The organism is Sphingobacteriaceae bacterium (genome assembly GCA_016715905.1).
Taxonomy (GTDB): domain Bacteria; phylum Bacteroidota; class Bacteroidia; order B-17B0; family Aurantibacillaceae; genus Aurantibacillus.
This window is the reverse complement of record JADJXI010000017.1, coordinates 235,658-259,594: the sequence shown is the minus strand read 5'-3', so window position 1 is coordinate 259,594 and position 23,937 is coordinate 235,658. Positions and strand designations below refer to the sequence as shown.

Here is a 23,937-nt window from a genome sequence, read left to right as displayed (position 1 = left end):
ATGAATAGACGGCTTTTTTGTTGCTAAATAAATTAAGCCAAAATTCTTTCCTGAACATTGCCGATTAACTCACAGCTTTTTACTTTGCCTGCAATTTTCATTCTTCTTTTGGCAATAAAATCATACACCGGATTTCTTAAAAAAGGAGGAATGATGAGAAAAATACTCAATAAGGGCCAAAGACCTTTCATGTACCAGGTTAAACGCAAAGCAGCGCAGGATTTTATGTAGGCGGAATAATCTCTGATTAAAACCATGCTGTTGATGTTCGGGTCAATTTCGAAATATTTTAAGAGCTCTTTACCTGCATCGGAAAATTGCGGCGAAAAGTAAAGCTTATTATTTTTTTCGCGGCGAGTAACAAACAAAACACTCTTATTGCAAAAACCGCATTCCCCATCAAATATTAAGATGTGTTGCTTTTCCAGATGTTCATTCAGTTGACTCATTTTCGATACGAAATAAAATAAGGATCAACGCTCAATTCAAATCTTTTATTGAGTATTGAAAAAGTAGGCAAGCTGATAAAACTTACAAAACCGTTTCGCCCGGCGCATTGACTGGAATGATGAGGTGCAGGGCCTGTAGTTTGAATATTTCTGGATAAAACATACAGCAATTTTTTCTTTTCGTCAACTGCCAATCCATGAGGCATAGCGCCTACCGGAAAATTACTTTTAAGTGTATAGTTGGCGCCATTAATTCGGGCAACTGTACCGTTTGTGCCCGGAGTAGAATTATCGTACATACAAGTAACCAGATATTCGTTGGTTACATTAGAGTAAACTATTTCCTGAGGATATATTCCCACGTTTACAACAGCAGTAACGGAGGAGCTATTGGTATTAAATACTCGTACTTCATTTGTTTTCTGACAGGTGATTACTAAATCTACACCGTTAGGCGAAAGAATCATATCATGTATATCTAATGAAGAATTTGCGTTAGGAGGATTAGCATCAATTGAAATTTGATTAATGCCACTAAAATCACTGGGTATTTCGTTTAAATAATTTCCGGTTTGTGCACCTACATAAATTTTTGTTTCGTCATTACTTAAGGCAATGGCATGAGGATTATTAGCAACGGCTATATAATTCAACAGGCTGTGATTTTCTAAATCAACGCAGGCCACTTTACCTAATGAGGTCCAGGATACCGCGTAAGCTTTTTTACTATCTTTTGTTATTACAAATGTGTTCCAGTCATAAGCGTCGTTTGTTCCTGTACCGGCAGCTAAAGGGGTTAGTGGGATATTAGCTACAAAAGCATCATCACTGCATCTGTATTTCTGCATCACATTATCGGCAATAAAAATTACATACCAATATTGTCCGTCCGGGGAAACGCGAACCATGTGCGGTGTGTCCGGAGCTCCACCTTTAGTGCCAACTTCTATATAACGAATTGGTAATTGCGTTTCGCTGTCAAAAACAGTTACCACATCACAGCCTTGGTTAACTGCGTACAATTTACTTCTTAACGGATTATCCGCCCATTTTACATTTCCATTCACATCAGGAGCCCCTTGGTCAATCCAATCAAATATTGTTTTTACATCTTGGTAACTCAGTGGTTTTTTATTCAAAGGCATTACGGGTTCGTTTTTTATTCCGAGTTCATCAAAAGTATTTATGAAATAACATAAGGAAGAAAATTTTGAATTGAATGGAATAACCGGAGATCCGCTTCCGCTTCCTTTAAACATACTGTTCCATGAACTTAAGTCGTATTTAGCTGCGGCCTCATAACTTTTACTGTCGTGACAACCGCTAACGGCACAATTATAATTTATTATGCTTCCTATTTCTTTTGGGAAATCGCCGTAATTTACATAGCCTACATCTTTTTTGCAGGAACAAAAAATAAGTAAACTGAATGTAAAAATCAATAGAGGCCGAATCATTCTATAATAATTTTTTTCAATACTTTGTTTGGATATTGAGCTGTGAAAGAATTAAACTGCACAAAATAAATTCCCTTTTCTAAAGTTGAAACCGGTATGGTAAACCCATTGGTTGAAAAAACAGAATTGTATTTTTCTGAACCCAGGATATCAAATATCTTTATTTCTCCTTGTGAAAACTCAAAGTCTGAAATCTGAACATGAATAAAATCTTGCGCAGGATTTGGATAAATGGTGATATTTTTTTCAAGTAAAATATTTTCTTTTACACTTACTCCGGGGCCCATAGAAGAAAAAAAGGCTAAACCTCCCGATCCGTTTCCTACTAATAAATCACGTTTTGTATCGCCGTTAATGTCTTCAAACCAAACCGTACTTTGACTTCCTTCATTCATGGAATTAATGTTAGCGTTAATTAAATTACAAGCAGCGGTAACAGAAGGTACGGTGTAATAATAAACTTGTCCGCTAATGGAACCAACTAAAAGTTTGGTAACTCCTGCTTCCGAATAAAAAAACGGAGCCGCGTATCCGTCTATACTAAAAAAGTTAGGATCTCCTTTTACATCAACCCCGCCAAAAAATCCGGTAACCAATGTCCAGCTTGGAGAACTAACGGTTCCTATGTTGTTGTAATAAAAAATCCTGCCGTTTTTGCATCCAATCATTAAATCTAATTTTCCGTCAGAATTAATATCAAATAACTGTGGCGCAGCAATGGCTGAACTGGTAGTGAAAAGAGCAACCGGATTAAAAGTGTAATTGCAGGGCGCTAAAGAACCTGCGGTATTGGTAAGCAAATAAATTTGTCCGGTCATATTTCCAACTACCATATCTAAATCATTATCTCCGTCAACATCTCCTACACTTGGCATGGCTCCGTTCAAACTAAAAGTGCTGAGTGAGGCGTAATCTCTGGTTATTAGTGAATAGGAAGGTTGCGCATTTGTTCCGATGTTTCGGTATAAAGTAAGTCGACCTCTTGTAGCATTATTGATATAATAGCCATGTGTGCCAATTAATAAATCTTTAAGCCCATCGGCATTTTCATCAAATAAAATGGGGAAAGATCCTTGTCCCACTTCTATCATTTCATCCTGAAATAAATTTTTCTTTACAAATTGAAAATCTACTGTATTTGTTGCGCTTGCATTTCGGTAATACCAAACACTGGATGTATTTTCTCCGCCATTAACATTGGGTGCAGCCACCAAATCTTTTTTATTATCCCCGTCAACATCTACATAATAGGTACATGGAAAATTACTGATATTGATAGTTAAGGTGTTTGAGTTGGCCGGAAAATTAGGATAAGCGTTTGTGGTTTGTGTAATGAGTGCAGTTGCAGTGGTTCCGGCATTATGCCCATATAAAGCAATGTTGCAACTGATATCGCCAAATATTAAATCTTTATCACCATCCCCATCCCCATCGATGCACGTTAAACAAGAACCGGAGTGTAAATTTTTTTGATGATAATCACTAATAGATTTTATCATTCCAATAGGTGTGCAGGTTTGATTGGTACTAATGCTACAATTATTTTCTACTATATCTCCCCAACATAAAGTAACCGCTTCAAATTTATTTAAACTGTCGTTATGTCCATAAGTTTCAACACTCATGTTTTTATGGTACTCCACTATTACTCCTGCAGGACTAAAAGTGAGAATATCTAAATCACTATCCCCGTCAATATCACTTATGCCCGGTATACCGTTGGAAGCGGCATATAAATTTGAGGAAGTAGGGCCATATTTCGTATAAATAAGTGATTTAAATAATGTAAACTGCAATCCGGTGCCTATACTTCCGGTATTGCGATAAACTTTTATACCTGCGCTGGTAGAGCAAAAAATATCTTCTTTTGAATCTCCGTCAAAATCAAAACAAACAGCCCAATGGGTAAGTGGAGGAAAAGAGTAAGATAGGTTGGTATTGGCAGAATAAGTTCCGGGAGCGGTTTGAATAAAACATCGAAATTTTCCAACCCCGAATAAATTAATTCTATCAAATGCCACTATATCTAACAGGCCATCATAATTGAGATCAATGTTTGAAATATTCGCGTGATTTATGCCATTACCCCAGGCCATTTTCAGCGACTTTCCGTTTTCGATAACATTTATGGTATCTCTGGCAACCAATAATTGTGATTTATAGGATGTATAAATCCCTAAAAAAAGGAACAAAAAAGCAATTTTACGCATATTAACAAAGTTACTAAATAAATTCATCGCTTTATGGTCAAAAACAACCACTTTTTGGCTTAAGTTAACCACTTGTAAAAGGGCTTTAAAATGAGCTATTTTTTTAGTAATTTAATGCTTGAAATTTGAGGAGTGAAAAAAATTTACTTCATATTGTTATTATTGTCCTTTTTTAACGGACAGCTCAATGCTAAACATATTGTTGGCGGCGAAATTATATATGATGATTTAGGGGGAAGTAATTATCGGATTACCTTAAAAGTTTACCGAGATTGTTTTAGCGATGGTGCTTTGTTAGATGGGGTTGGAGGCAATATGCCACCCGCAATTATTACGGTATATGACTCCAACAATAATTTAATTACCACTTTTGACATTGGGGCACCTGTTATTAAAAACATTCCGCCAACATTAAATAATCCTTGTATTGAAATTCCAACCAATGTTTGCGTAGAAGAGGGGGTTTATACCACCACCGTAAATCTACAACCTTTGGCGGGTGGATATTATTTGGTGTATCAGCGCTGTTGTCGAAACAACACTATTATTAATTTAACTACGCCGGGCTCACAAGGCTCAAGCTATTTTACGTATATACCCGGGCCCGAAAAGGCAATTACAAACAGTTCGCCTAGATTTTCAAAATTTCCACCCATTTTCTTATGCGCCAATGTTCCTTTTTCATTTGATCATGTTGCAACCGATCCGGATGGGGATGAATTAACTTATGCTTTTTATACTCCTCATCAAGGACTTGATGTAAATTGCCCGTCTTTGAACGGACAAAATGGTTGCCCTACTGTTGCACCACCGCCACCGTATCCTAATGTTAATTATTCGGGAAGTTTTAATGGAACAAATCCATTGCCGGCTAATCCGGCATTTGCCATTAATCCTATTACCGGACTTTTAACCGGTCGTCCAACACAGGTTGGCCAGTATGTAGTTGGCATTTGCGTATATGAAAAGAGAAACGGTGTTCTTATCAATATTCATTTCAGAGATTTTCAATTTAATATTACGCCTTGTGTAGTAAATGTGGCCAGTGTTTTTGAAGAGCCGGTAAAAAAATGTCAGGGAAATACAATCGAATTTTCAAATCAAAGTTTTGGCAGTATACCGTTAACCTATCATTGGAATTTTGGAGTTCCGGGAACTTTGGCTGACACTTCAAATGTGTTTAATCCAACGTATACCTATGCAGATACCGGAATGTATGTAGTAACACTCATTGCTAATCCCGGAAAAGCTTGCAGTGATACCATGAAAAAAACATTTTATATCTATCCTGATTTAACCTTGAGCATGCCTAAACAAGCTCCTAAATGTTTAAGATTAAATTCATACAATTTTTCGAATAACAGCCAACATCATTCGAGTGCAGTATTTAACTGGCGATTTACGGCTGCCGCCACGCCAAGTGTTTCTAGTTTTAAAGAACCAGCCGGAATTGTTTTTAACCAACCCGGAAAAATACCGGTAACCCTGTGGGCTAAACAATTTCAGTGTGTAGATTCAATTGTGGATACAGTTAAAATATTTGATAAACCAAAAGCTAAAATAAATAATTTACCCGATGCACTTTGTGATCCGGCACTGTTTGGGTTTAGTAATGGAAGTTCCAGCGAATTACCGGTTAATTATCAATGGCAGTTCAGTAACGGAAAATCATCAACGGAATTTGAGCCCTTAATAACTTTATCGCCTGCCGGAGTGTACAGTGCAACATTAACCGTTACAAGTACGAGTATTTGTGCCGATACCGGAAAAGCTGTGATAAAAAATATTGTGGTAAATCCAAGGCCTGTGGCAGACTTTACATTAACACCCGAAGTAACTACTATTTTTGACCCATTAATTAAAATTAATAATTTGGCAAGTGATGACGTTGTTTCTTGGAATTATTCTTTGGGCGATGGAGCAAATAATAATTTTGCAAACTTTTTTCATGAGTATACGCAAGTAGGAAATTACATCGTGAAACAAACGGTGACTAACGTTTACAATTGTGCCGACACCATTTCAAAAATAGTAAAAATTGAGCCGGAATACCGATTCTGGATTCCAAATACATTTACACCAAATAATGACGGATTAAACGATGTTTTTATGCCAAAGGGCATTGGCTGGTTAAATTATCAATTTGATATTTATGATAAGTGGGGAGAAAAAATATTTTCAACTACCGAAGCCGTAAAAGGATGGGATGGAACCTATAAAGGAAAAATTTGTACGCAAGATGTTTATGTTTATCGTATCACTTTCACCAATGAGGTAACTCAACAATATGAAACGCATTACGGGAATGTGAATCTTCTTCCTTAATGAACGTATGACTTTATTATTATTTATTAAAAGCATTCGCTCGCATTTAGCTTGTTTAGTTTAAAAAATATTTACATTTATTTTGGCTTTAACCGTTTGCTGCAAAAAAACGCAAACTATTTTAAAAAAATAATTTATCTCTTTATAATTATTAAGTCAGCATACTGGCTTTTAAATTATAATTTACTTTTTGGTACTAATAGTATTGTTACTATAAAAAAATTCAGCGACTTAGGTTTTATATCTGATCTAGCGTTTTATTTATATGGTTCAGCACAAGTTAACGCTGCATATTGGTTTTTGAGTATTGCCCTTTTGCTTGGCTTCTTAGGTGTTTTTAAAAAACAAATCTATATATTGAATGATTTTTTGTTGTGGTTGATTGTAATAAATATTCACAATAGAATTTATCCCGTGTTATCAGGCGGTGATTTCCTGCTTAATCAGCTCTTATTTTTCAATATATTTATTGGATATAGCCATAAAAAAACAGACCCTTCTTATTCAGTTATTACACATAATTTTGGAGTAGCCGGTATTATTCTGCAGCTATGTTGGGTATATTTTATTGCGGGTTGGGCGAAGCTACAAAGCGAAGACTGGATGAATGGTAACGCTATACTACTAACGTTTAAAACTACTCATTTTAGTAATGACTTTTTTATTTCTTTAATTGAAAAAACACCCTTTCTATTTATTTTTGCAAACTATTTTTTAATAGCGTATCAATTACTTTTTCCTCTATTAATTTGGTTCAAAAAAATAAAAAAGCCCATGTTGTTTGTTGGCATTGTTATTCATCTGCTTATTGCATTTGGTATGGGTTTAGTAACTTTTGGTCTTGTAATGCTAATTCCATATATATTTTTATGGCCATTAAAACAGGATGAGCAATTAAATTAGTACCTTTACCGTATGTTTACATTAGAACAATTAAAAGCACTCAATGATCGCCGTAAGGCTTTAAGGGGGTTTCTTTGACTACGATAGAAAGAAATCTGATCTGGAGCAGTTAGAAGAAAAAACGCTGGATCCTGCATTTTGGAATGACCCGAAAAACGCAGAAAAAATATTAAATCAGGTAAAGCAACTGAAAAGTTGGACTAATTCCTATGAAGAGGTTAATCGTGAAACGGACGATTTACTTACGCTATATGATTTTTTTAAAAGTGGTGATGCTACTGAAGCGGAAACGGAGTTGGAGTATAATAAATGCCTGAAAAAAATTGAAGACGTTGAATTTAAAAACATGCTTAGTGCTCCGGAAGACCGACTTAAATGCGTGTTACAAATTAACTCCGGTGCCGGCGGAACAGAAAGCTGCGATTGGGCCGGAATGCTCATGCGCATGTATATGATGTGGGCCGAAAAACAAGGATTTAAGATTAGTGAATTGGATTTTAATGCAGGTGACGTTGCGGGAATAAAATCGGTTTCTTTACAAATAGAAGGGGAATTTGCATATGGCTTTTTAAAGGGAGAAAATGGTGTGCATCGATTGGTAAGAATTAGTCCGTTTGATTCCAATGCAAAAAGGCACACTAGTTTTGCATCTGTGTATGTTTATCCCATAGTTGATGATAGCATTGAGATTGACATTAAACCTGCTGATTTAGAAGTTACAACTTCACGTAGCGGGGGTGCAGGCGGACAAAATGTAAATAAGGTAGAAACTAAAGTTCAGATGTTACACAAACCAACCGGAATTGTGGTTGTTTGCCAAATAGAAAGATCGCAACATGGGAATAGAGAAAGAGCCTTGCAGATGTTACGCTCTCAATTGTATGAATTGGAATTGAGGAAACGTAATGAAGCGCGACAGGCAGTGGAAGACAGTAAAATGAAAATTGAATGGGGGTCTCAGATTCGCAGTTACGTTTTACACCCTTATAAAATGGTAAATGATGTGAGAACAGAATTGAAAATTACCGATGCAGAATCAGTATTGGATGGAAATTTGGACGAATTAATTAAAGCGTACCTGATGCAATTAGGCGGTAAAAAAAGTTCAACTACTTCGTAAAATGGCTTCACCGGTAAGAGCAAAAAAACATTTAGGTCAGCATTTTCTGTGCGATGAAAATATTGCTAAAAAAATTGTGGATTCAATTCCGCAAAACGATGTTCCATTGGTTGAAATTGGTCCCGGTACCGGTGTGTTAACGAAGTATCTAATTAATAGCCGTAAGCATTTTTATGCCTTAGATGTAGATATAGAATCTATTGATTATCTACATCAACTTTTTCCTGAAAAAAAGAATCAGATTATTTTTAGCGATTTTTTAAAGGCCGACTTGAAACAAATAGCAGGCGATAAGTTTATGGTTATTGGTAATTTTCCGTATAATATTTCGAGTCAAATTATGTTTAAGGTATTGGAATGCCGAAATAATATTCCGGTAGTTGTGGGTATGTTTCAAAAAGAAGTAGCGCAGCGCATGGCGGAAAAGCCAGGAACAAAAGTGTATGGAATTTTAAGCGTGTTATTGCAAGCGTATTTTAAAATTGAGTATTTATTTACGGTACATGAAAATGTTTTCAATCCTCACCCAAAAGTAAAAAGCGCTGTTGTTAGATTTACCAGAAATGAAACGGAAAAATTAAGTTGTGATGAAACTTTATTTTTTCAGGTTGTGAAAACTGCCTTTAATCAACGTAGAAAACAATTGAAAAATTCATTGAAATCATTATTACCGGAAAATAATTTTGAAAACGTGATTTTAAATAAACGGCCCGAACAATTATCTGTATCGGAGTTTGTTGAATTAACTCATTTAATTGAAAAGAAGAGTAGCTGAAGTAGTATTACTCTAAATTGATGGTAACACCCATTAAAAACAAAGAAAATTTATCATCAATGGCTTTAAATTCAGGTGCAAGTTTATTCCCACTCTTCATGCCAATAGTAATGAATCCTAAGCCGGCGCCTCCTTTATCACTTAATTCATTATTTTCCAAATGATCTAAATAATATTGTTTTAAATCTGCCGGATTTTCAAAAGAATTAATTTTGGTTAAATCTTTTTCTAATTTTTCTATGGAGCTGTTATTGATCAGATTGGCAACTGTAATTTTTACAGCAGTAGGAGTAGAATGAAGTAAGAAAAAATTATGCTGATCACCACTATCATCGCGATGTCCGTGAATTAACATGTTTTGTAACGATTCAACACAAATAAAAAACACTTTTTTAACTACGGATTTCGGAAAGCCTTTTTCCATAATTTTGCTTTCAATTTCGGCTTCCAACTTGGCAATGGTTTCGGTATTTAATACGCCATCATAAGCTAAAATTAATTCGCCGTTTTGTTTGGATGAATTTACTTGAGTCGCGAACTGCAAATCAAAAAACTCTTCTTTATTTGTAGTAGAACTCACTATTTAAATAATCCGTTTAATTGTGCATCAATCATTCTTATTACTTTTCCTAAATCCTCTTTGCTTTCACTAAAATTTATATCATCTACATCTACAACCAATATTTTTCCGGCTTCATAAGAAGTGCTCCAGGCTTCATATCTTTCATTCAGTCTTTTTAAATAATCCAAACGAATGCTATTCTCATAATCGCGTCCTCTTTTTTGAATTTGCTTAACTAAAGTTGGAACTCCTGCACGCAAATAAATAATCAAATCAGGAGCTTTGATTAAGCCCTCCATTAATTTAAAAAGTTGAAAATAATTATCGTAATCACGGGTAGTCATTAATCCCATTGCATGCAAATTGGGAGCAAAAATATACGCGTCTTCGTATATGGTTCTGTCTTGAACTACTGTGTGTTTTCCTTTACGGATATCTAAAATTTGATTGAATCGATTATTTAAAAAGTAGACCTGCAAATTAAATGACCAACGTTGCATATCTTCATAAAAATCATTTAAATATGGGTTGTCATCTGCATCTTCATAGTGAGCATGCCATTTGTAGTGTTTAGCTAAAAGTGAGGTCAAAGTTGTCTTTCCGGAACCGATGTTACCAGCAATGGCGATGTGCATACGAATTTCTTAAAATAATAGACTAAGATATATAAATAACTCACAAAAAACAAAATAAAGTTAAATCGGGGGAAATTTAAATACTTGATGAGCAATTAATTAAGCCCTAGAAGGGTGCTCTTTTCGGTAAATTTTGCAAATGCGTTCAATTTCGCCTGAAATAGCGGTAAAATTATAGTTAAGCTCCGCCGAAATTTTTTTATTGGAGAATTTTTGCTGATTATAAAGTGATCGAATAGCCGATTTACTTAAACGAGCCTTTTTTAAACGAAAGAATGCCATTATTTTTTCCAAACGATAGAATAATGTAATTGTAAAAGGTCCAATTTCTTTTAGAGCTGTTGATTTATCCAAATGAGTTGAAATTAGTTGAAGTACATTTTTATAACTGTAATTGTTTTCTATTAGAATATAACGGTTTGCATATTTCCTTTTGTTCATCAACTCAATCATAATTTTGGAAGTGTCGTCAGCAGTAATATATGCACTAATTCCAGAAGTATAATATTTTAATCCCTTATCACACAAGCCAAATAATTGAGAGCTACTTTGTTCCCAGAATCCCGGCGATAATACAATGCCCGGATTTACAATAACAGCATTTAATCCTTCTTCAATTCCTCTCCAAACTTCCAACTCCCCTTTGTATTTACTAATGGCATAATCACTTTCATTTCCACTTTTTTTCCAAAAAACATCTTCATTTAATTCATTTTTATAATCGGCATTATTTAAGGTAGCTATTGAACTTACATGACACAGTGGAATATTCATGGTAAGGCAAGCATTAACTAAATTAGCCGTTCCGTATTCATTTATTTCATATAATTTTTTTCGGTCTTTTGAATTAAATGAAACAATTCCGGCGCAATGATAAACAGCTCTCACATTTTCTAACGCTGTTTCTATAGAATAAATATCATTGAATAGCATTTCGCGCCAGATCACCAGCGAATACAAACTTTCTTGCTGATAATAGCCCAATAGTTTTTTTAGTTTTATTTTATTGATTTCATTTCCGGTACAGGCGATAACTTTTTCACCTTTCAAAAGTAAATTCATTACTACATGCGAACCAATAATACCTGTTGCTCCACTAACTAAAATCACAGTTATAAGAATTTAATTTTTTCACTTATTAAAAATAATCCAATTTGTACAAATAAACCCAATAGAAATCCACTATAAAGTTGTGGCGGGTTATGTTCTTTTAAAAATAACCGTGCGCTTGCTAAAATGCCACTCAAAAAAATGATGCCTATGTAATAAAAGGTCATGTCAAATTTTAATAAATAGGATAATGCAATTAATGCCCCAAGCAGTCCTCCGATTCCTACCATATGCGCACTGATTTTATACTTTAAATTAATGAGGGCAACTAATAAAATGGCTAATCCCCCTCCTAAAACAAAAAGCTTTACGGTTGGCCAAATATTTAAATCGAATAATAAATAAAATAATCCAAAATAAAACGCAGCTGTCATAATATAGGGGAACGTACGTTCTGATTGTTCAGAAAGTGTAAAACTTGGAATGCGCTTAAGTTTGTACAAAATAAAAATATTTAAAATTGGGAAAAGAAACGAAAAAATAAATACAATTAATGATATACGCCATTTTAATCCAAAAGGGGTGAGGTAATCAAAAATAGTATTTTGTATAATGAAAAATATGAAAAGACAACCGTATGAGGCCATTAAAAGTGGGTGCAGAATAACCGAAATCCAAAAGGCAAGTGACTTCATGTATTAAGAAATTTGTTTCGACAAAACTTCAATTTCCTTGGCCACATTTTTAAATTCGTAAACAATATTATATACGGCATTAGTTATAGGCATATGAACTTTATACTTTTTATTTATTTCATAAACGCACTTCACAGCATAGTAGCCTTCAGCCACCATATTCATTTCCAATTGCGCATTTTTTACACTGTGTCCTTTTCCTATCATAGTTCCAAAGGTTCGGTTTCTGCTGAATTGCGAATAGGCAGTAACTAGTAAATCTCCTAAATAGGCGGAGGCTTTAATATCTCTATCAATTGGATGTACTGCATCAACAAATCTTTTAATTTCCTGAATGGCATTGCTTACTAAAACGGCAAGAAAATTATCACCGTAACCTAAGCCGTGACAAATTCCACCGGCTACAGCAATTACATTTTTTAGAACTGCTGCATATTCGGTTCCGTATATATCATCACTTACGGTAGTTTGTAAATAACGGCAGTTTAGCGACTGAGCTAAGCTATTAGCAGTTTGTGTATTTTGGGAAGCAATTGTTAAATAACTCAGTTTCTCCATGGCGACTTCTTCAGCGTGACAGGGTCCCGTAATTACGCCGATATCCTGAAAAGAAACCTGATGAACTTTGTTTAAGTATTCGCCTACAATTAAATTGAATTCGGGAATAATTCCTTTTACAGCTGAAAAAAAGAATTTATTTTTTAAATCTGATTGTTGAATGTTTTTTAATGTATTGTGAAGAAAAGCAGATGGAATCGCAAGAATAATAAGGTCTGAATTTTTAACGCACTCGTTAACTTGAGCTGTGAATTCAATTTTTGAAACATCAAAATCTACTGAAGTTAAATATCGCGGATTATTAGTGTGTTCTTTAAAAAAAGCAATATCACTCTCTTTGCGAATATACCAGTTTATTTTTTCGCAGTTGTTGAGAAGGAGTTTTGCCAACGCAGTGGCCCAACTTCCTCCTCCAATTATTCCAATTGCAGGGGCTTTCATTACTTTGTGAAATTACACAAAAATAATGTCTTTGTCTTCTAATTTTCTAAGATTAGTAAAGCGACCAAATACCCGGGCTAGTGTAATTACATCTTTCATGCAGTATTCGGCAATTTTATCGAGCGCATTTTTCTCATAAAAAGCTGAAGCCACCATGCTGCCATCCATTTCATCTTTAGGTGATGGGATTTGAAATACGTGCGCCAATAAATTAAGCGAAGTGTAATTTTTATAGTCTCCGAATTTCCACATTTCCATCGTATCTAAATGATTTATTTCCCAGGGTTTTTTACCCTGAATATTTAATATTTTCGGAAGCGGAATGGAGTTAATGACAAATCGTCGGCAAAGAAATGGAAAATCAAATTCCTTGCCGTTGTGAGCACATAAAACTGCCGTAGGAGAATTAAAATGCTGTTCAAGTAATTCGGCAAATTGGGTTAATACATTTTTTTCATCTGTGCTTTGCAAACACTTCACTCTGAACTTACCGGAATGGTAATAACCTAGCCCTATACAAACTACTTTTGCAAACTCGGCATAAATGCCTGATTTTTCGTATTGTTTTTCAGAACTTACATCTTTATTGTATTGCCATTTTTTATCCCACAATTCTTTACTTTCTTTATCCAATTTACTGTATTGATACACTAAAGGCACCGTTTCAATATCTAAAAAAAGTATGTTTTCTAAATTCTGAGTATTCATAAATTTGTGTTTGGATTATTTTACGCGTTCGTAAGATTGTTGCAATGATTTAATTGTTTCTGAAATATCCTGTTTTGATTTTTCAAGAACAGTTGCATCTTTGCTTTCCTTTTTAGCAGATTCAATTTGTTCGATAATTTTTTTCTCTTTGGTTTCCCAAATCGAAAGTAAATCTTTAATTCCTTTCACTGCACCAAATCTTGTGAATCGAGAACCTCCTCTGGCAATCCATTCAAAATCTGTTGCCGCCATTAATACGGCTTCCGACCCGGATGCCCGTTTGGCTACTTTCGTATAATCATTTAAATAAGTCATGAGTTCAAATCCATTAATGTATTTCATATTTGTGTTGAAAAAATGAATTTGTTCATCAGCTCCTTGTGTTGCATATAAAGATGCTATAGTAAAAATTAAGCTTTTACCGGATTCTGTTTCCAAACTTTTTGCTTTCTCCATTGCGGCTTTTGGGTTTTTAGCTATTAAATGTTCAAGGGCAACTGTGTTAATGGCGTAAGATGCTTCTTCAAAAGCTTTTTCATTTAATTCATCAATATTTTTATCGTCAGTAAATAATTTATTCAAGGCTTCCAGCGCTCTTGCTCGTGTTGTGGTTTTTTTATCTGCTTTATAAATTTGAGTAAACAAGGGTTTTAGATCTTCTTTTTTATCGGAAAACGATTGTAATTTGGAAATGGCATAATTTCTCAGCGGTGCAAAAGGATCGTATTGTGCGGCGTGTTTAAACATATCATATACTAAGGCATCTTGTAATTGATTTTCATTTTCTTTTAAAGATTCGTGACGATCGCCGTACAAAGGCGCGTTTTTATATTGAAAAAGCAGTTCTTCTTTTGTTTTTGTATAATTTAAATCGCAAAGTAATTGTCTTTCCGCATCAAAATTAACCAAGTCCGGTTGCTTGATACAAGGAATTTTAAAAGTTTCCTTTTGTTTGGTAATCCATATTCTGGTTCTTTGCTTTTTCCCATCGGCATAAACATCAATATCAACCGGTAATTTATACAAAGGAGCAATTTTAAAGTCTTGTTTCTGTTCAATTTCAATTTCAATTTTTTGCGCTGAAGCATTATAATTTTTAGATACATTAAGCGTAGGTCTTCCTTTGTTTAAGAACCACTGGTTAAAAAACCAGTTGAGGTCTTGGCCTGTTGTTTCTTCAAACGCTAAACGTAAATGATGTATTTCAGCTGTTTTGTATTTATTGGTTTCCAGATAGTTTTTTAATGAGGCAAAAAAAGCATCATCACCTACTACTTTACGTAACATGTGAAGTACTTGCCCGCCTTTGGCATAGCTGAATCCGTCAAACATATCTTCTCTGTGCTTATAATCAAAGCGAATTAAATCTACTTCCTTTCCTGAAAACATATAACTTGCTTTGCTGGCCACATGATGTTGATCGGCTGCATCACGTCCATATTTATATTCTTCCCATAAATATTCACCGTAAGTAGCAAAACTTTCATTTAACGGTAAGTTGCTCCAGCTTTCGCAGGTAACCAAATCGCCAAACCATTGATGAAAAAGTTCATGTGCAATAATATCTGTTCCTCTTTTGCCGTCAATCATATCCCGAGTGGTTTGATAAACAGCGAAGTCTCCATGCAGGGTTGCGCTGGTATTTTCCATTGCCCCGCTTACATAATCACGAACTGCAATTTGTGCGTATTTAGGCCAGGCATAATCTACACCTAATTTTGAAGAATAAAATTCTATCATTTCTTTGGTGTCGCCAAATATGGCTTTAGCGTGTGGCTCGTATTCCCGTTCTACATAATAAGATATTTCTTTACCCTTCCAGGGTTCATCGGTTACTTTTACAAATTGTCCAACAGCCATCATGGTTAAATAAGGAGAATGCGGTTGTTCTAATTTCCAATGATCGGTACGTGTACCATCTTTATTGGTAGTGGATTTTATTAATAATCCGTTTGAAAGTGTGGTGTATTTATTATCAACGGTCATTAAAATTTCCTGCGACATTTTTTCTACCGGATTATCTATAGTTGGGTACCAAGCCGAATTGGATTGCGTTTCGCCCTGTGTCCATATTTGTGGCATTTTTAATGGATTTTCTCCGGTTGGATTAATAAAATATAATCCTTTATCATCACTAATTGCAGCACTTCCTCCTTTTTTTAATTCATTGGGCTTGGCAATATATTTAATTACAATTTTATAAATCTGATTTGAACTAAAAGTGTCATTTAAATCAATAATTAATTCATCGTTTTCATAAACATATTTTAATGGATAGGCTGTTGCCTTTTTTTTTTCGGAAGCACAAAAACATTTTGCTTCTTCTGAATTAATATCCTGTATTTCAATATTTAATATTTCCATCCCTCTTGCATTCAGTGTTAATTGTTTGGTTGGATAAAAGTGAGGTTTAATATAATGTGTGGCAATACCATTTAATCTGCTCTTATTCCAATCAAAATTAACTTCCAGTCTGGTGTGTAATATGTCGTTTATTCGCGTTGGTGTTTCATTGTATATTTTATTTTCAACCACTGCAGGTTGAACCTGTATAGTGTCTAATTGTATAACAGGAATATCTTCCGTTTTAATTTGAACGGTTTGTTTTTTGGTATGGCAAAATGTGAATACTACAAGCAGAACTGCACATTTTAAAAGCATCGAAGTTTTCATAGGAATGTATATAAATACAAAAATGTAATTAATTATACAATATCGCAAAACCTCAATTGGGGGATTTTACAATTAAGAAAGCAGCTGATAAGCGATTAAGGCCGAAAAATAGGCTAATGCGCTCATATATAAAAACTGAATGCCGGTCCATTTCCAGCTCTTGGTTTCTCTTTTAACAATAGCTATAGTACTCATACACTGCAAGGCAAAGGAGTAAAAAAGTAATAAGGACCAACAAACTGCCGGCGTATATATTTTTTTGCCGCTGCTGTCGGTTTCATTCATTAGTTTATCTCGGATGCTACCTTCGTTCCCTGCGCTATAAATAGTGGCCATACTACCTACAAATACTTCACGGGCGGCAAAAGAAGTAATTAAGGCAATGCCAATTTTCCAATCAAAGCCCATGGGTTTAATGAGAGGTTCTATTTTTCTACCAATAGAACCTACAAAGGAATGTTCGAGTTTTTGAGCTTGTAGATAAGTGAGGGAATCCGTTTGATTTATGGCTAGGGCTTTTGTTAAGGCCAAGTCTGTTTGTCTGAATTTTTCGCTATACCCATATGAACTTAAAAACCACAATATGATCGAAATGGCCATAATTATTTTACCGGCCTCAAAAACAAATACTTTCACTTTATTGTAAACGAGGAAAAGGAGATTTTTGATATGTGGAAAGCGGTAAATCGGCAACTCCATAATAAATACAGAAGATTCTTTATTCGGAATTAATTTATTAAGAAAAAATGCGGTTAAAAAGGTGGCGGTAAAACCAATTAAATAAAGTAAAAGAAGAACAAGTCCTTTGGAATGAAAGAAGCCTTGATCGGAGTCGTTGGGATACAATAGGGATACGATTAAAATATAAACCGGTAGGCGAGCAGAACAACTCACTAACGGGATAATGAAAACCGTAATTAATCGTTCTTTAAAATTACTGATAGAACGAGTGGCCATGATGGATGGAACTGCGCAGGCTGTACCACTAATTAATGGGATAACCGAACGCCCGTTTAAACCAAATCTTCTCATAATTTTATCCATGATAAAACCGGCCCGAGCCATATAACCGGTATCTTCTAAAATACCTACGAATAAAAACAACAGGGCAATTTGAGGGATAAAGATGAATACTCCGCTTAATCCGGAAACGATTCCATTTACCAATAAATCACTTAAAGCACCTTGCGGCAGGGTATCCTGAAGCCAAGATTGAATTTTAATAAAAGCGCTTTCAATCCATTCCATGGGATATTCCGCAATGAAAAAGATGGATTGAAAAATTAAGAAGAGTATAAAAATTAAAAAAAGATAACCAAAAATTTTATGTGTAATTACGCTATCGATTTTTTTCGAAAACTCACGCATGAACAATTTTGTTGGTGCCTGCACGAATGAGTTTATTAAGTATCGGATTAAATTTATTCGGTACATCTGATCTTGGTTATGAAAAGTTCTGTTGTTCTTTTCACTGATTAATAAATCAGAATAGGTTTTTGATTTTAGGTTAGCCATATCATAAAAGTGACTATGGCTTACAGTGGCATTTAGAATCGCTGTTTTAACGCCTTCAATTCCTTCCCCGGTTCTTGAATTCACTGCCACAACAGGTACGCCTAGTTTTTCTTGAAGACCGTTTATATTGATGCTGATGTTTTGTTTTTCCGCCTCATCCATCATATTCAAAACAACAACTGTTTTATATTTTAAATCAATTACCTGAGTAGCCAGCAATAAATTTCTTTTCAAATTTCCCGCATCCACCACCACTACCACCACATCCGGTTTATTTTTTTCAGAAACTAAATTATCAAATGCAACATGCTCATCAATAGTTTTTGGATTTAAACTATAAATACCGGGTAAATCAATTAGGTTAACCGAATAGTTTTTATCTTGATGATTAATTCTAAAAAAGCCTTCGTATTTATCAACAGTTACTCCGGCATAATTACCGGTTTTTTGAGATAAGCCGGTTAATGCATTAAATAAACTAGATTTGCCGGCATTTGGATTACCGGCTAATAAAACTTGTAATGGAATATTTTGAAGTGCAGACAAACTTAAATGGGTTCAACTAGAATAGTTATAGCTTCTTCTTTTCTTAAACTTAATTCATCGGAACCCAATTGAATAGCTATTGGGCACCCGAGCGGAGCAATTTTACTTACAGTAATCAATTCTCCGGGAATACAACCCAATTCAATTAACTTAATGGCTATTTCAACATCACTTATTTCTTGAACAATGCCCGACTCGCCACTTTTTAATTCAATTAAAGACTTCATGAGGATTCTTTAAAAGTAGGAAATTAAGAGTTAAAAATTATACCCTTTTTGTGGTAGAAGAAAGATTAAAAAGGAATAAAAGTTAAACCAAACATAAAATTAAATCGTTGCGTTGGGTAATTTTCCCATCTGTAATAACGCTGATTGGCAATGTTATTAGCTCTTATGAAAAAGCTCATCATTTTACTATATCTGTACTCCAATTCGAGAGAGGCATCTAACCATCCTTTAATCTGAACATCTTTTAATACAGAAGAGGTGTCGCTTTTTGGAACAGATAAGGCCCATTGCTGACCCATTACAAATAAATCAGCTTTTAAAATAAATTTACTTTTTAAATTATATATACCGGATAAGGTAACGTCAAAATCAGGTTTATGATACGCTTTACTTAAATTTTCAGGGGAATAAATGTAATAATTACCCTTACCTATAATATTTATTTTTTCTTTGTGTTTGTAAGACAATGAGCCGTGAATATTTAATAGGGAAGCGTGATCATATATAACCTGAAACTGATTATATAACTGAATATTGCTTTTGTAGTTTATAGAATAGAAGTGCAGATTATCATATTGACCATAAGTTACCCGCGCATCATATGAGGTGTTACTGGATAAATTTCCTTTTAAACCTATTGCAAAATTGTATTTATTATTTGTGTTTTTATAATTGAGTGTAGTATCCACAAACGGATTTTCATTCGTTAAACTACGCATACTGTTTTTAATTAATCCGCCGGTGATTGAAGCGTAAGGAATAATGATGTGTTCAAACACATCATACTGAACATTTAATTTAGGATACACATAAAATTTAGTGGTGTCTCTAAACGCATCTAATGTGGCAATTAAACCTACTTCCGCATTCCACTTTTTACCGGCTGCTTCAAAAGAGGGACTAAGGTTTACAATTAAATCATTGATGGTGTCGTTACTTTGTTTATGGTTATAATAGTTTGTATTTAAACCAACATTTAGTTTTTCTTTATTTAAAAAGGTACTCGCCAGAATTCCTGCCTGAATATTATTTTCTGATTCCCGGTGAAGATTGCTTAGGTTATAGTAACTCAAACCAATATCGTGATTCAGGCGTGTGCTGTCGGTATAATGACTTTGTACCCTGATTTTTGGTTCAAAAAGCTGATAACGTTGTTTCGTATAATCATTATCAGTAATTTGATGTAAAGAAGAATCATATCCGTAATAATGAATTACGTTTCTGCTATAATTCAATGTTCCGCCTAAAGTATGTTTGCGATAAAAATTTTTGCCGAAAACTTCTGCATTGTTATCGCTGAATCCTCCGTAGCCATGATCCTGTAAGTGGGTGTTACTTGAAAAATGTTTTAGATGTGCTCCAAAACTTTGATCTCGGTTTCGTGTATTCCCTGCCCAGAATTCTCCGTACGGCATGCTGTAAAAGGGGCCATAACCAACTTTTAAAAGTGAGTGATATAATTTGGGCAATGGTTCGTTTTGCATTTTTGCGGCGTCGATTGTTTCAACTTGGTATTTTGGAAACATCGGTTCGCTTTGTATGCCGTAATTGATGTTGCTTATTTTTTTTACGCTGTCTTTTATTTCAGGCATATCATTGTACTTTACCGCATCTTTTATGGTTGGCACAAAACTACTGGTGGCAACATAATTAATGTCGTGTAAATTAGTTTGAGCGCTTGAAGCCAAAGCAAATAAGAACGATAACACAAATATTAACCAAAAATTAATAAGCGATTTATCATTTTCAGATATTTGCTGAGCAGCTTTAGTATTCCACATAAGTATATGTTCCAATTTTGCTTTCATCATTTAGGCTCTTCAGGATTAGTATTTTCCGGCACTACATTTGTTGGAGGAATTACTTGATTTTGAACATCTTTATCTTTTTGCGATTGTTCAAATTCAATATTCATACTTTTGTTTTCGAGAGGTTCTTCATTTTTTCGAGTCTTGGCTTTTAATTCTTCCAATTTTTTATTGGCTTCATCCACATACTCTTGTTTTACTTTTCCTTCTATGATACTTTCTAAAACTACTTGCGCATCTGCAAATTCATTATTGGCCATATAAGCATCTGCTAATAACAACATGGCTTTATTATTCCATTCATCATTGGTGTATTCGTAACCAATCAATTTATTAACCTGCTTCACCACATCTTTGTAATCCTGTTTGCTATAACTTATTTTTGCCAGGTAATAATAGCTTTCAGCTCCTTTTAGGTTTTTAGCCGTTTTTACTATTGATTTAAATTCCATGGCTGCGTCATCCAGCCTGTTGGTTTCATATAATGACCTGGCTTTAATGTATACGGCTTCACTATTTTGTTGAGGAGTTAATTTTTCGGTGTTTAATACTTTGGTGCATTCCGTTAATGCTGTTTCATATTCATTTAAATAAAAAGCGGCGCGCATGGCACCAAATTTGCCGGCACTTTTATTGGAAGGAGTTTCAGCAACTTCTTGCAATTGTATAAATAACGGCAAGGCTTCTTTGTAATTTTTGTCTTTGTTATAGATATATGAAGCTTTTGATAAAGCTACCTCACTGTACAATCCTCGGGGTTTATTAATTACATGTAAATACCCGTTAAGAGCACTTTCATAATTGTTTTTACCGTAATTACATTCTGCTACAACAAAATGGGCTTCTGTAATGTATTTGCCATTTGGAAAGCGCTGAATATATGATTCCCATTTTGGTAATGCCAAATCACAATTTTTTTGATTGTAAAATGCATCATAGGCCGAAGCATATGCGGCTTTTTCAATCTGGTTTTCTGAAAGGGGATTACCCATGTTGGCAAAGTATTTTTCCATTTCATCAATCTGCCCTTTTTCAGTAAATATTTTTTTGATGGTTTCTAAAATTTCTTTGGCTTCATCGCTTTTTGCATCTAGTTTCACAAATTTGTCGAAATACTCAAATGCCTGATCGTCTTCTTTTTTGGCATAATAAATATTGCCCAATTGAGCATAGCAATTACGGGTGAAAGAAGAATTAGGGTAATTTTTTAAAATTTTGTTGTAATATAAAATCGCGTTTTCATTTTCTTTCAAATTTTGGAGGTAGGTATCTGCAATTTCATTTAAAGCTGCACTTAAATAATGGGAAGCCGGAAAACCGGTTTCAATTTTCTTAAGTTCTGTTATTTTACTTTCATATTTACGTTGTAAACCATCACACAATCCTTTTTGAAATAAGGCATAATCTACATCCACTTTTCCTGCATCAATTGTTTTTTTGTAATAATCGGAAGCCTGAAAATAATCGGTATTCATAAAATAGCTATCGGCTATTCGGGTATGTGCATCATTCACTTTTTTCTCATCTAGGGTATTATTCGTCATCAAGAATTTCCGGAAAGATACATGTGCGTTGGTATAGTCGTCTTTGTTTTTTCTTAAAAAATAGGCATATCCTAATGCGTAATTACTTAATTCATATTCTTTCAATTGCACCGCGCCTTCCATCAACTGAAAAGTTTTCCAACTTTCAATAGCTGTAGAGTAATCTTTCCGCAAATAAGAAATTTCACCCAGCCAATATTGACTTAAAGCGCTAAATTTCAAATCTGCTTTGTGTTGCAATGATTTTTTAAATTCTTTTTCTGCGTTGTTCAAGTCGCCATTATTAAAATACTCAACACCATTGAAGTAAATTAATTTTTGATAAGTTACATTTAAAATAGGATCAACTTTATCCATGCTCTCTATGCTTTTGATAGCCTGGCTGTAATTGCGAGTGGTTGAATACACATTAATTAGATAATTATAACATTCATTTTTTCTGGGTGAGCCGGGGTATTCTTTTAAATACCTACTAAAACTTCTTACCGCATCGTTGTACGGGCTAAAATCCAATTCATAACTTAATTTAGCATAACTAAAAAGCGCATCTTCGGTAATGAGATGATTGTAATTATTTTGATAAGCTTTGTAATAGGCGTTTTTGGCTTTTATTTTATCTTTAAGTTGAATATAACAATCGGCCATATGATACCAGGCATTTTGCGATAATGAATCATTTTTTTCAGTGGCTTCATATAAATGCCTTACTGCATTTTTATAATCACCGGTTTTATAATAACAATACCCTATGGCATAATTCCCGGTTGGACTATAGCCTAAATCTGTTTTTTTCAAAAAAGGTAAAGCTGCGCTGTAATTTTTTAAATTAAAATGACTCTCGCCAATCATTCGATTAATATCACGCGAGCGTTGCACGTGATTACTATCTCTCAATAAATCCGGACCCTCGGCCACAACTTGTTCAAATTTACCTTCGCTAAAATAAATTTGCGTAATGTAGTATGGTACCACTGTGCCAAAAGTTTGATTGCCAATTAATTTTTTAAAACCTACCAAAGCAATTTCATAATTTTTTTCTTCGTAGGCCAAATGTGAAAAATAATATAAAGCAGGGTGTTGGTATTTATTGTCTACATCTTTTATTTCGGCAAAGTCAACTTTCGCTTTACTGTTATTGTCAAGTACCATGTAACTATATCCTCTTTTAAAATATAATTCGGCCAGTTGATCTTTATCTACGGAATAAATATCAACCTTTTCCATATTCTCAATGGTTTCCTTGTATTTTTTTCGTCTGAATGATGATTTTCCTAAATAAAACCAAGCGCTATTGATTTTTAGACTTTCCGGATTTTTTTCTATGAATTGCCGCATTAGCCATTCACCGTCTTTATTAAACAATTCTATGCCACATGCTGCCGCGTAAAAAACAGCATCGGTTTTTTGAATTCCGTTTTTATTTTTTTGAATGTATTCATTAAATTCTTTTTGGGCATTGGTGTACAACTTTTTATCAAAAAGATCAATTCCCAGCTTGTATTGAGCATCTTTATCAAAGTACGCGGCTGTTTTTTGTGCTTTGCCAAGGGCAAAAGTCAAAACAAATAAAACAAGAAAATAACATCTCAAAATTCGAATCATCCTAAAAAAATCGGGTATATTTTATCTCAATAAAAATACTTTGCTTAAATAGGTGAAAATTGTTCTTCTGAAGCAGTTATTAACCCATTCATGTTGATATTGATATAATACTATTGCCTGGAATAGATACAGGG

Annotated in this window: 18 protein-coding genes; 4 read left to right on the top strand and 14 right to left on the bottom strand. The window is 34.3% G+C overall.

The window, feature by feature from the left end:
• Nucleotides 1-32: 32 nt before the first annotated feature.
• Genes IPM51_13650 through IPM51_13640 form a run of 3 tightly spaced genes read right to left on the bottom strand, consistent with a single transcriptional unit; the run spans nt 33 to nt 4,116 of the window.
• Entirely contained in the window at nt 33-449 is a 417-nt protein-coding gene (locus IPM51_13650) for a DUF393 domain-containing protein (protein ID MBK9285341.1), read from the bottom strand.
• A complete protein-coding gene (locus tag IPM51_13645) occupies nt 446-1,906 on the bottom strand; it encodes a hypothetical protein (GenBank protein MBK9285340.1) in 1,461 nt (486 codons plus the stop codon). The genes IPM51_13650 and IPM51_13645 overlap by 4 nt, the downstream gene beginning before the upstream one ends.
• Nucleotides 1,903-4,116 carry a T9SS type A sorting domain-containing protein gene (locus IPM51_13640; protein MBK9285339.1) on the bottom strand — a complete coding sequence of 738 codons (2,214 nt, stop codon included), beginning with the start codon at nt 4,114-4,116 and terminating at the stop codon, nt 1,903-1,905. Before IPM51_13640 ends, IPM51_13645 begins: the two co-directional genes overlap by 4 nt.
• Before the next feature lie 132 nt (nt 4,117-4,248).
• Here IPM51_13640 and IPM51_13635 point away from each other — a divergent pair, with 132 nt between their 5' ends.
• The 4 genes from IPM51_13635 (at nt 4,249) to rsmA (ending at nt 9,239) form a co-directional block, all read left to right on the top strand.
• A complete protein-coding gene (locus tag IPM51_13635; GenBank protein MBK9285338.1) occupies nt 4,249-6,441 on the top strand; it encodes a gliding motility-associated C-terminal domain-containing protein in 2,193 nt (730 codons plus the stop codon).
• A 51-nt stretch (nt 6,442-6,492) separates the two neighbouring features.
• Nucleotides 6,493-7,344, top strand: a complete 852-nt coding sequence (locus IPM51_13630) for a hypothetical protein (GenBank protein ID MBK9285337.1) — start codon at nt 6,493-6,495, stop codon at nt 7,342-7,344.
• A 12-nt stretch (nt 7,345-7,356) separates the two neighbouring features.
• A protein-coding gene (gene prfB, locus IPM51_13625) for a peptide chain release factor 2 (protein ID MBK9285336.1) occupies nt 7,357-8,464 on the top strand; the annotation gives its coding sequence in 2 pieces (ribosomal slippage) (nt 7,357-7,419 and nt 7,421-8,464; 1,107 coding nt in all).
• Between the two features lies 1 nt (nt 8,465).
• On the top strand, nt 8,466-9,239 hold the full coding sequence (gene rsmA / locus IPM51_13620) for a 16S rRNA (adenine(1518)-N(6)/adenine(1519)-N(6))-dimethyltransferase RsmA (protein ID MBK9285335.1): 774 nt from the start codon (nt 8,466-8,468) through the stop codon (nt 9,237-9,239).
• Nucleotides 9,240-9,246: 7 nt separating this feature from the next.
• On the opposite strand, the gene IPM51_13615 is transcribed toward rsmA, so the two are convergent.
• From IPM51_13615 to IPM51_13565, 11 genes are all read right to left on the bottom strand, one after another.
• Nucleotides 9,247-9,819: a hypothetical protein gene (locus tag IPM51_13615; GenBank protein ID MBK9285334.1), complete on the bottom strand. Its 573-nt coding sequence runs from the start codon at nt 9,817-9,819 to the stop codon at nt 9,247-9,249.
• Complete coding sequence (locus IPM51_13610; protein MBK9285333.1) at nt 9,819-10,436, bottom strand: deoxynucleoside kinase; 618 nt, start codon at nt 10,434-10,436, stop codon at nt 9,819-9,821. The genes IPM51_13615 and IPM51_13610 overlap by 1 nt, the downstream gene beginning before the upstream one ends.
• Before the next feature lie 99 nt (nt 10,437-10,535).
• Entirely contained in the window at nt 10,536-11,546 is a 1,011-nt protein-coding gene (locus IPM51_13605; protein ID MBK9285332.1) for an NAD-dependent epimerase/dehydratase family protein, read from the bottom strand.
• Nucleotides 11,547-11,548: 2 nt separating this feature from the next.
• On the bottom strand, nt 11,549-12,181 hold the full coding sequence (locus IPM51_13600; GenBank protein MBK9285331.1) for a hypothetical protein: 633 nt from the start codon (nt 12,179-12,181) through the stop codon (nt 11,549-11,551).
• A gap of 3 nt (nt 12,182-12,184) precedes the next feature.
• On the bottom strand, nt 12,185-13,180 hold the full coding sequence (locus IPM51_13595; protein MBK9285330.1) for an NAD(P)H-dependent glycerol-3-phosphate dehydrogenase: 996 nt from the start codon (nt 13,178-13,180) through the stop codon (nt 12,185-12,187).
• A 12-nt stretch (nt 13,181-13,192) separates the two neighbouring features.
• Nucleotides 13,193-13,888 (bottom strand): 3'-5' exonuclease, encoded by a 696-nt coding sequence (locus tag IPM51_13590; GenBank protein MBK9285329.1) that lies wholly within the window; start codon nt 13,886-13,888, stop codon nt 13,193-13,195.
• 15 nt (nt 13,889-13,903) lie between these two features.
• Nucleotides 13,904-16,561 carry a M1 family metallopeptidase gene (locus IPM51_13585; protein MBK9285328.1) on the bottom strand — a complete coding sequence of 886 codons (2,658 nt, stop codon included), beginning with the start codon at nt 16,559-16,561 and terminating at the stop codon, nt 13,904-13,906.
• Between the two features lie 72 nt (nt 16,562-16,633).
• A complete protein-coding gene (feoB, locus tag IPM51_13580) occupies nt 16,634-18,604 on the bottom strand; it encodes a ferrous iron transport protein B (protein ID MBK9285327.1) in 1,971 nt (656 codons plus the stop codon).
• Nucleotides 18,605-18,624: 20 nt separating this feature from the next.
• The gene (locus tag IPM51_13575) at nt 18,625-18,849 is read right to left on the bottom strand and encodes a ferrous iron transport protein A (protein MBK9285326.1); all 225 of its coding nucleotides are present in this window, start codon (nt 18,847-18,849) and stop codon (nt 18,625-18,627) included.
• A 65-nt stretch (nt 18,850-18,914) separates the two neighbouring features.
• On the bottom strand, nt 18,915-20,657 hold the full coding sequence (locus IPM51_13570) for a hypothetical protein (GenBank protein ID MBK9285325.1): 1,743 nt from the start codon (nt 20,655-20,657) through the stop codon (nt 18,915-18,917).
• Nucleotides 20,657-23,761 carry a tetratricopeptide repeat protein gene (locus IPM51_13565; GenBank protein MBK9285324.1) on the bottom strand — a complete coding sequence of 1,035 codons (3,105 nt, stop codon included), beginning with the start codon at nt 23,759-23,761 and terminating at the stop codon, nt 20,657-20,659. The genes IPM51_13570 and IPM51_13565 overlap by 1 nt, the downstream gene beginning before the upstream one ends.
• Nucleotides 23,762-23,937 lie beyond the last annotated feature (176 nt).

Bases quoted from the DNA above. Each gene is read 5' to 3' on its own strand.
- IPM51_13575 (MBK9285326.1), bottom strand. From the start codon at position 18,849: ATGAAGTCTTTAATTGAATTAAAAAGTGGCGAGTCGGGCATTGTTCAA.
- IPM51_13590 (MBK9285329.1), bottom strand. From the start codon at position 13,888: ATGAATACTCAGAATTTAGAAAACATACTTTTTTTAGATATTGAAACG.
- IPM51_13610 (MBK9285333.1), bottom strand. From the start codon at position 10,436: ATGCACATCGCCATTGCTGGTAACATCGGTTCCGGAAAGACAACTTTG.
- IPM51_13600 (MBK9285331.1), bottom strand. From the start codon at position 12,181: ATGAAGTCACTTGCCTTTTGGATTTCGGTTATTCTGCACCCACTTTTA.
- IPM51_13650 (MBK9285341.1), bottom strand. From the start codon at position 449: ATGAGTCAACTGAATGAACATCTGGAAAAGCAACACATCTTAATATTT.
- IPM51_13585 (MBK9285328.1), bottom strand. From the start codon at position 16,561: ATGAAAACTTCGATGCTTTTAAAATGTGCAGTTCTGCTTGTAGTATTC.
- rsmA (MBK9285335.1), top strand. From the start codon at position 8,466: ATGGCTTCACCGGTAAGAGCAAAAAAACATTTAGGTCAGCATTTTCTG.
- IPM51_13640 (MBK9285339.1), bottom strand. From the start codon at position 4,116: ATGCGTAAAATTGCTTTTTTGTTCCTTTTTTTAGGGATTTATACATCC.
- IPM51_13645 (MBK9285340.1), bottom strand. From the start codon at position 1,906: ATGATTCGGCCTCTATTGATTTTTACATTCAGTTTACTTATTTTTTGT.
- IPM51_13570 (MBK9285325.1), bottom strand. From the start codon at position 20,657: ATGAAAGCAAAATTGGAACATATACTTATGTGGAATACTAAAGCTGCT.
- IPM51_13595 (MBK9285330.1), bottom strand. From the start codon at position 13,180: ATGAAAGCCCCTGCAATTGGAATAATTGGAGGAGGAAGTTGGGCCACT.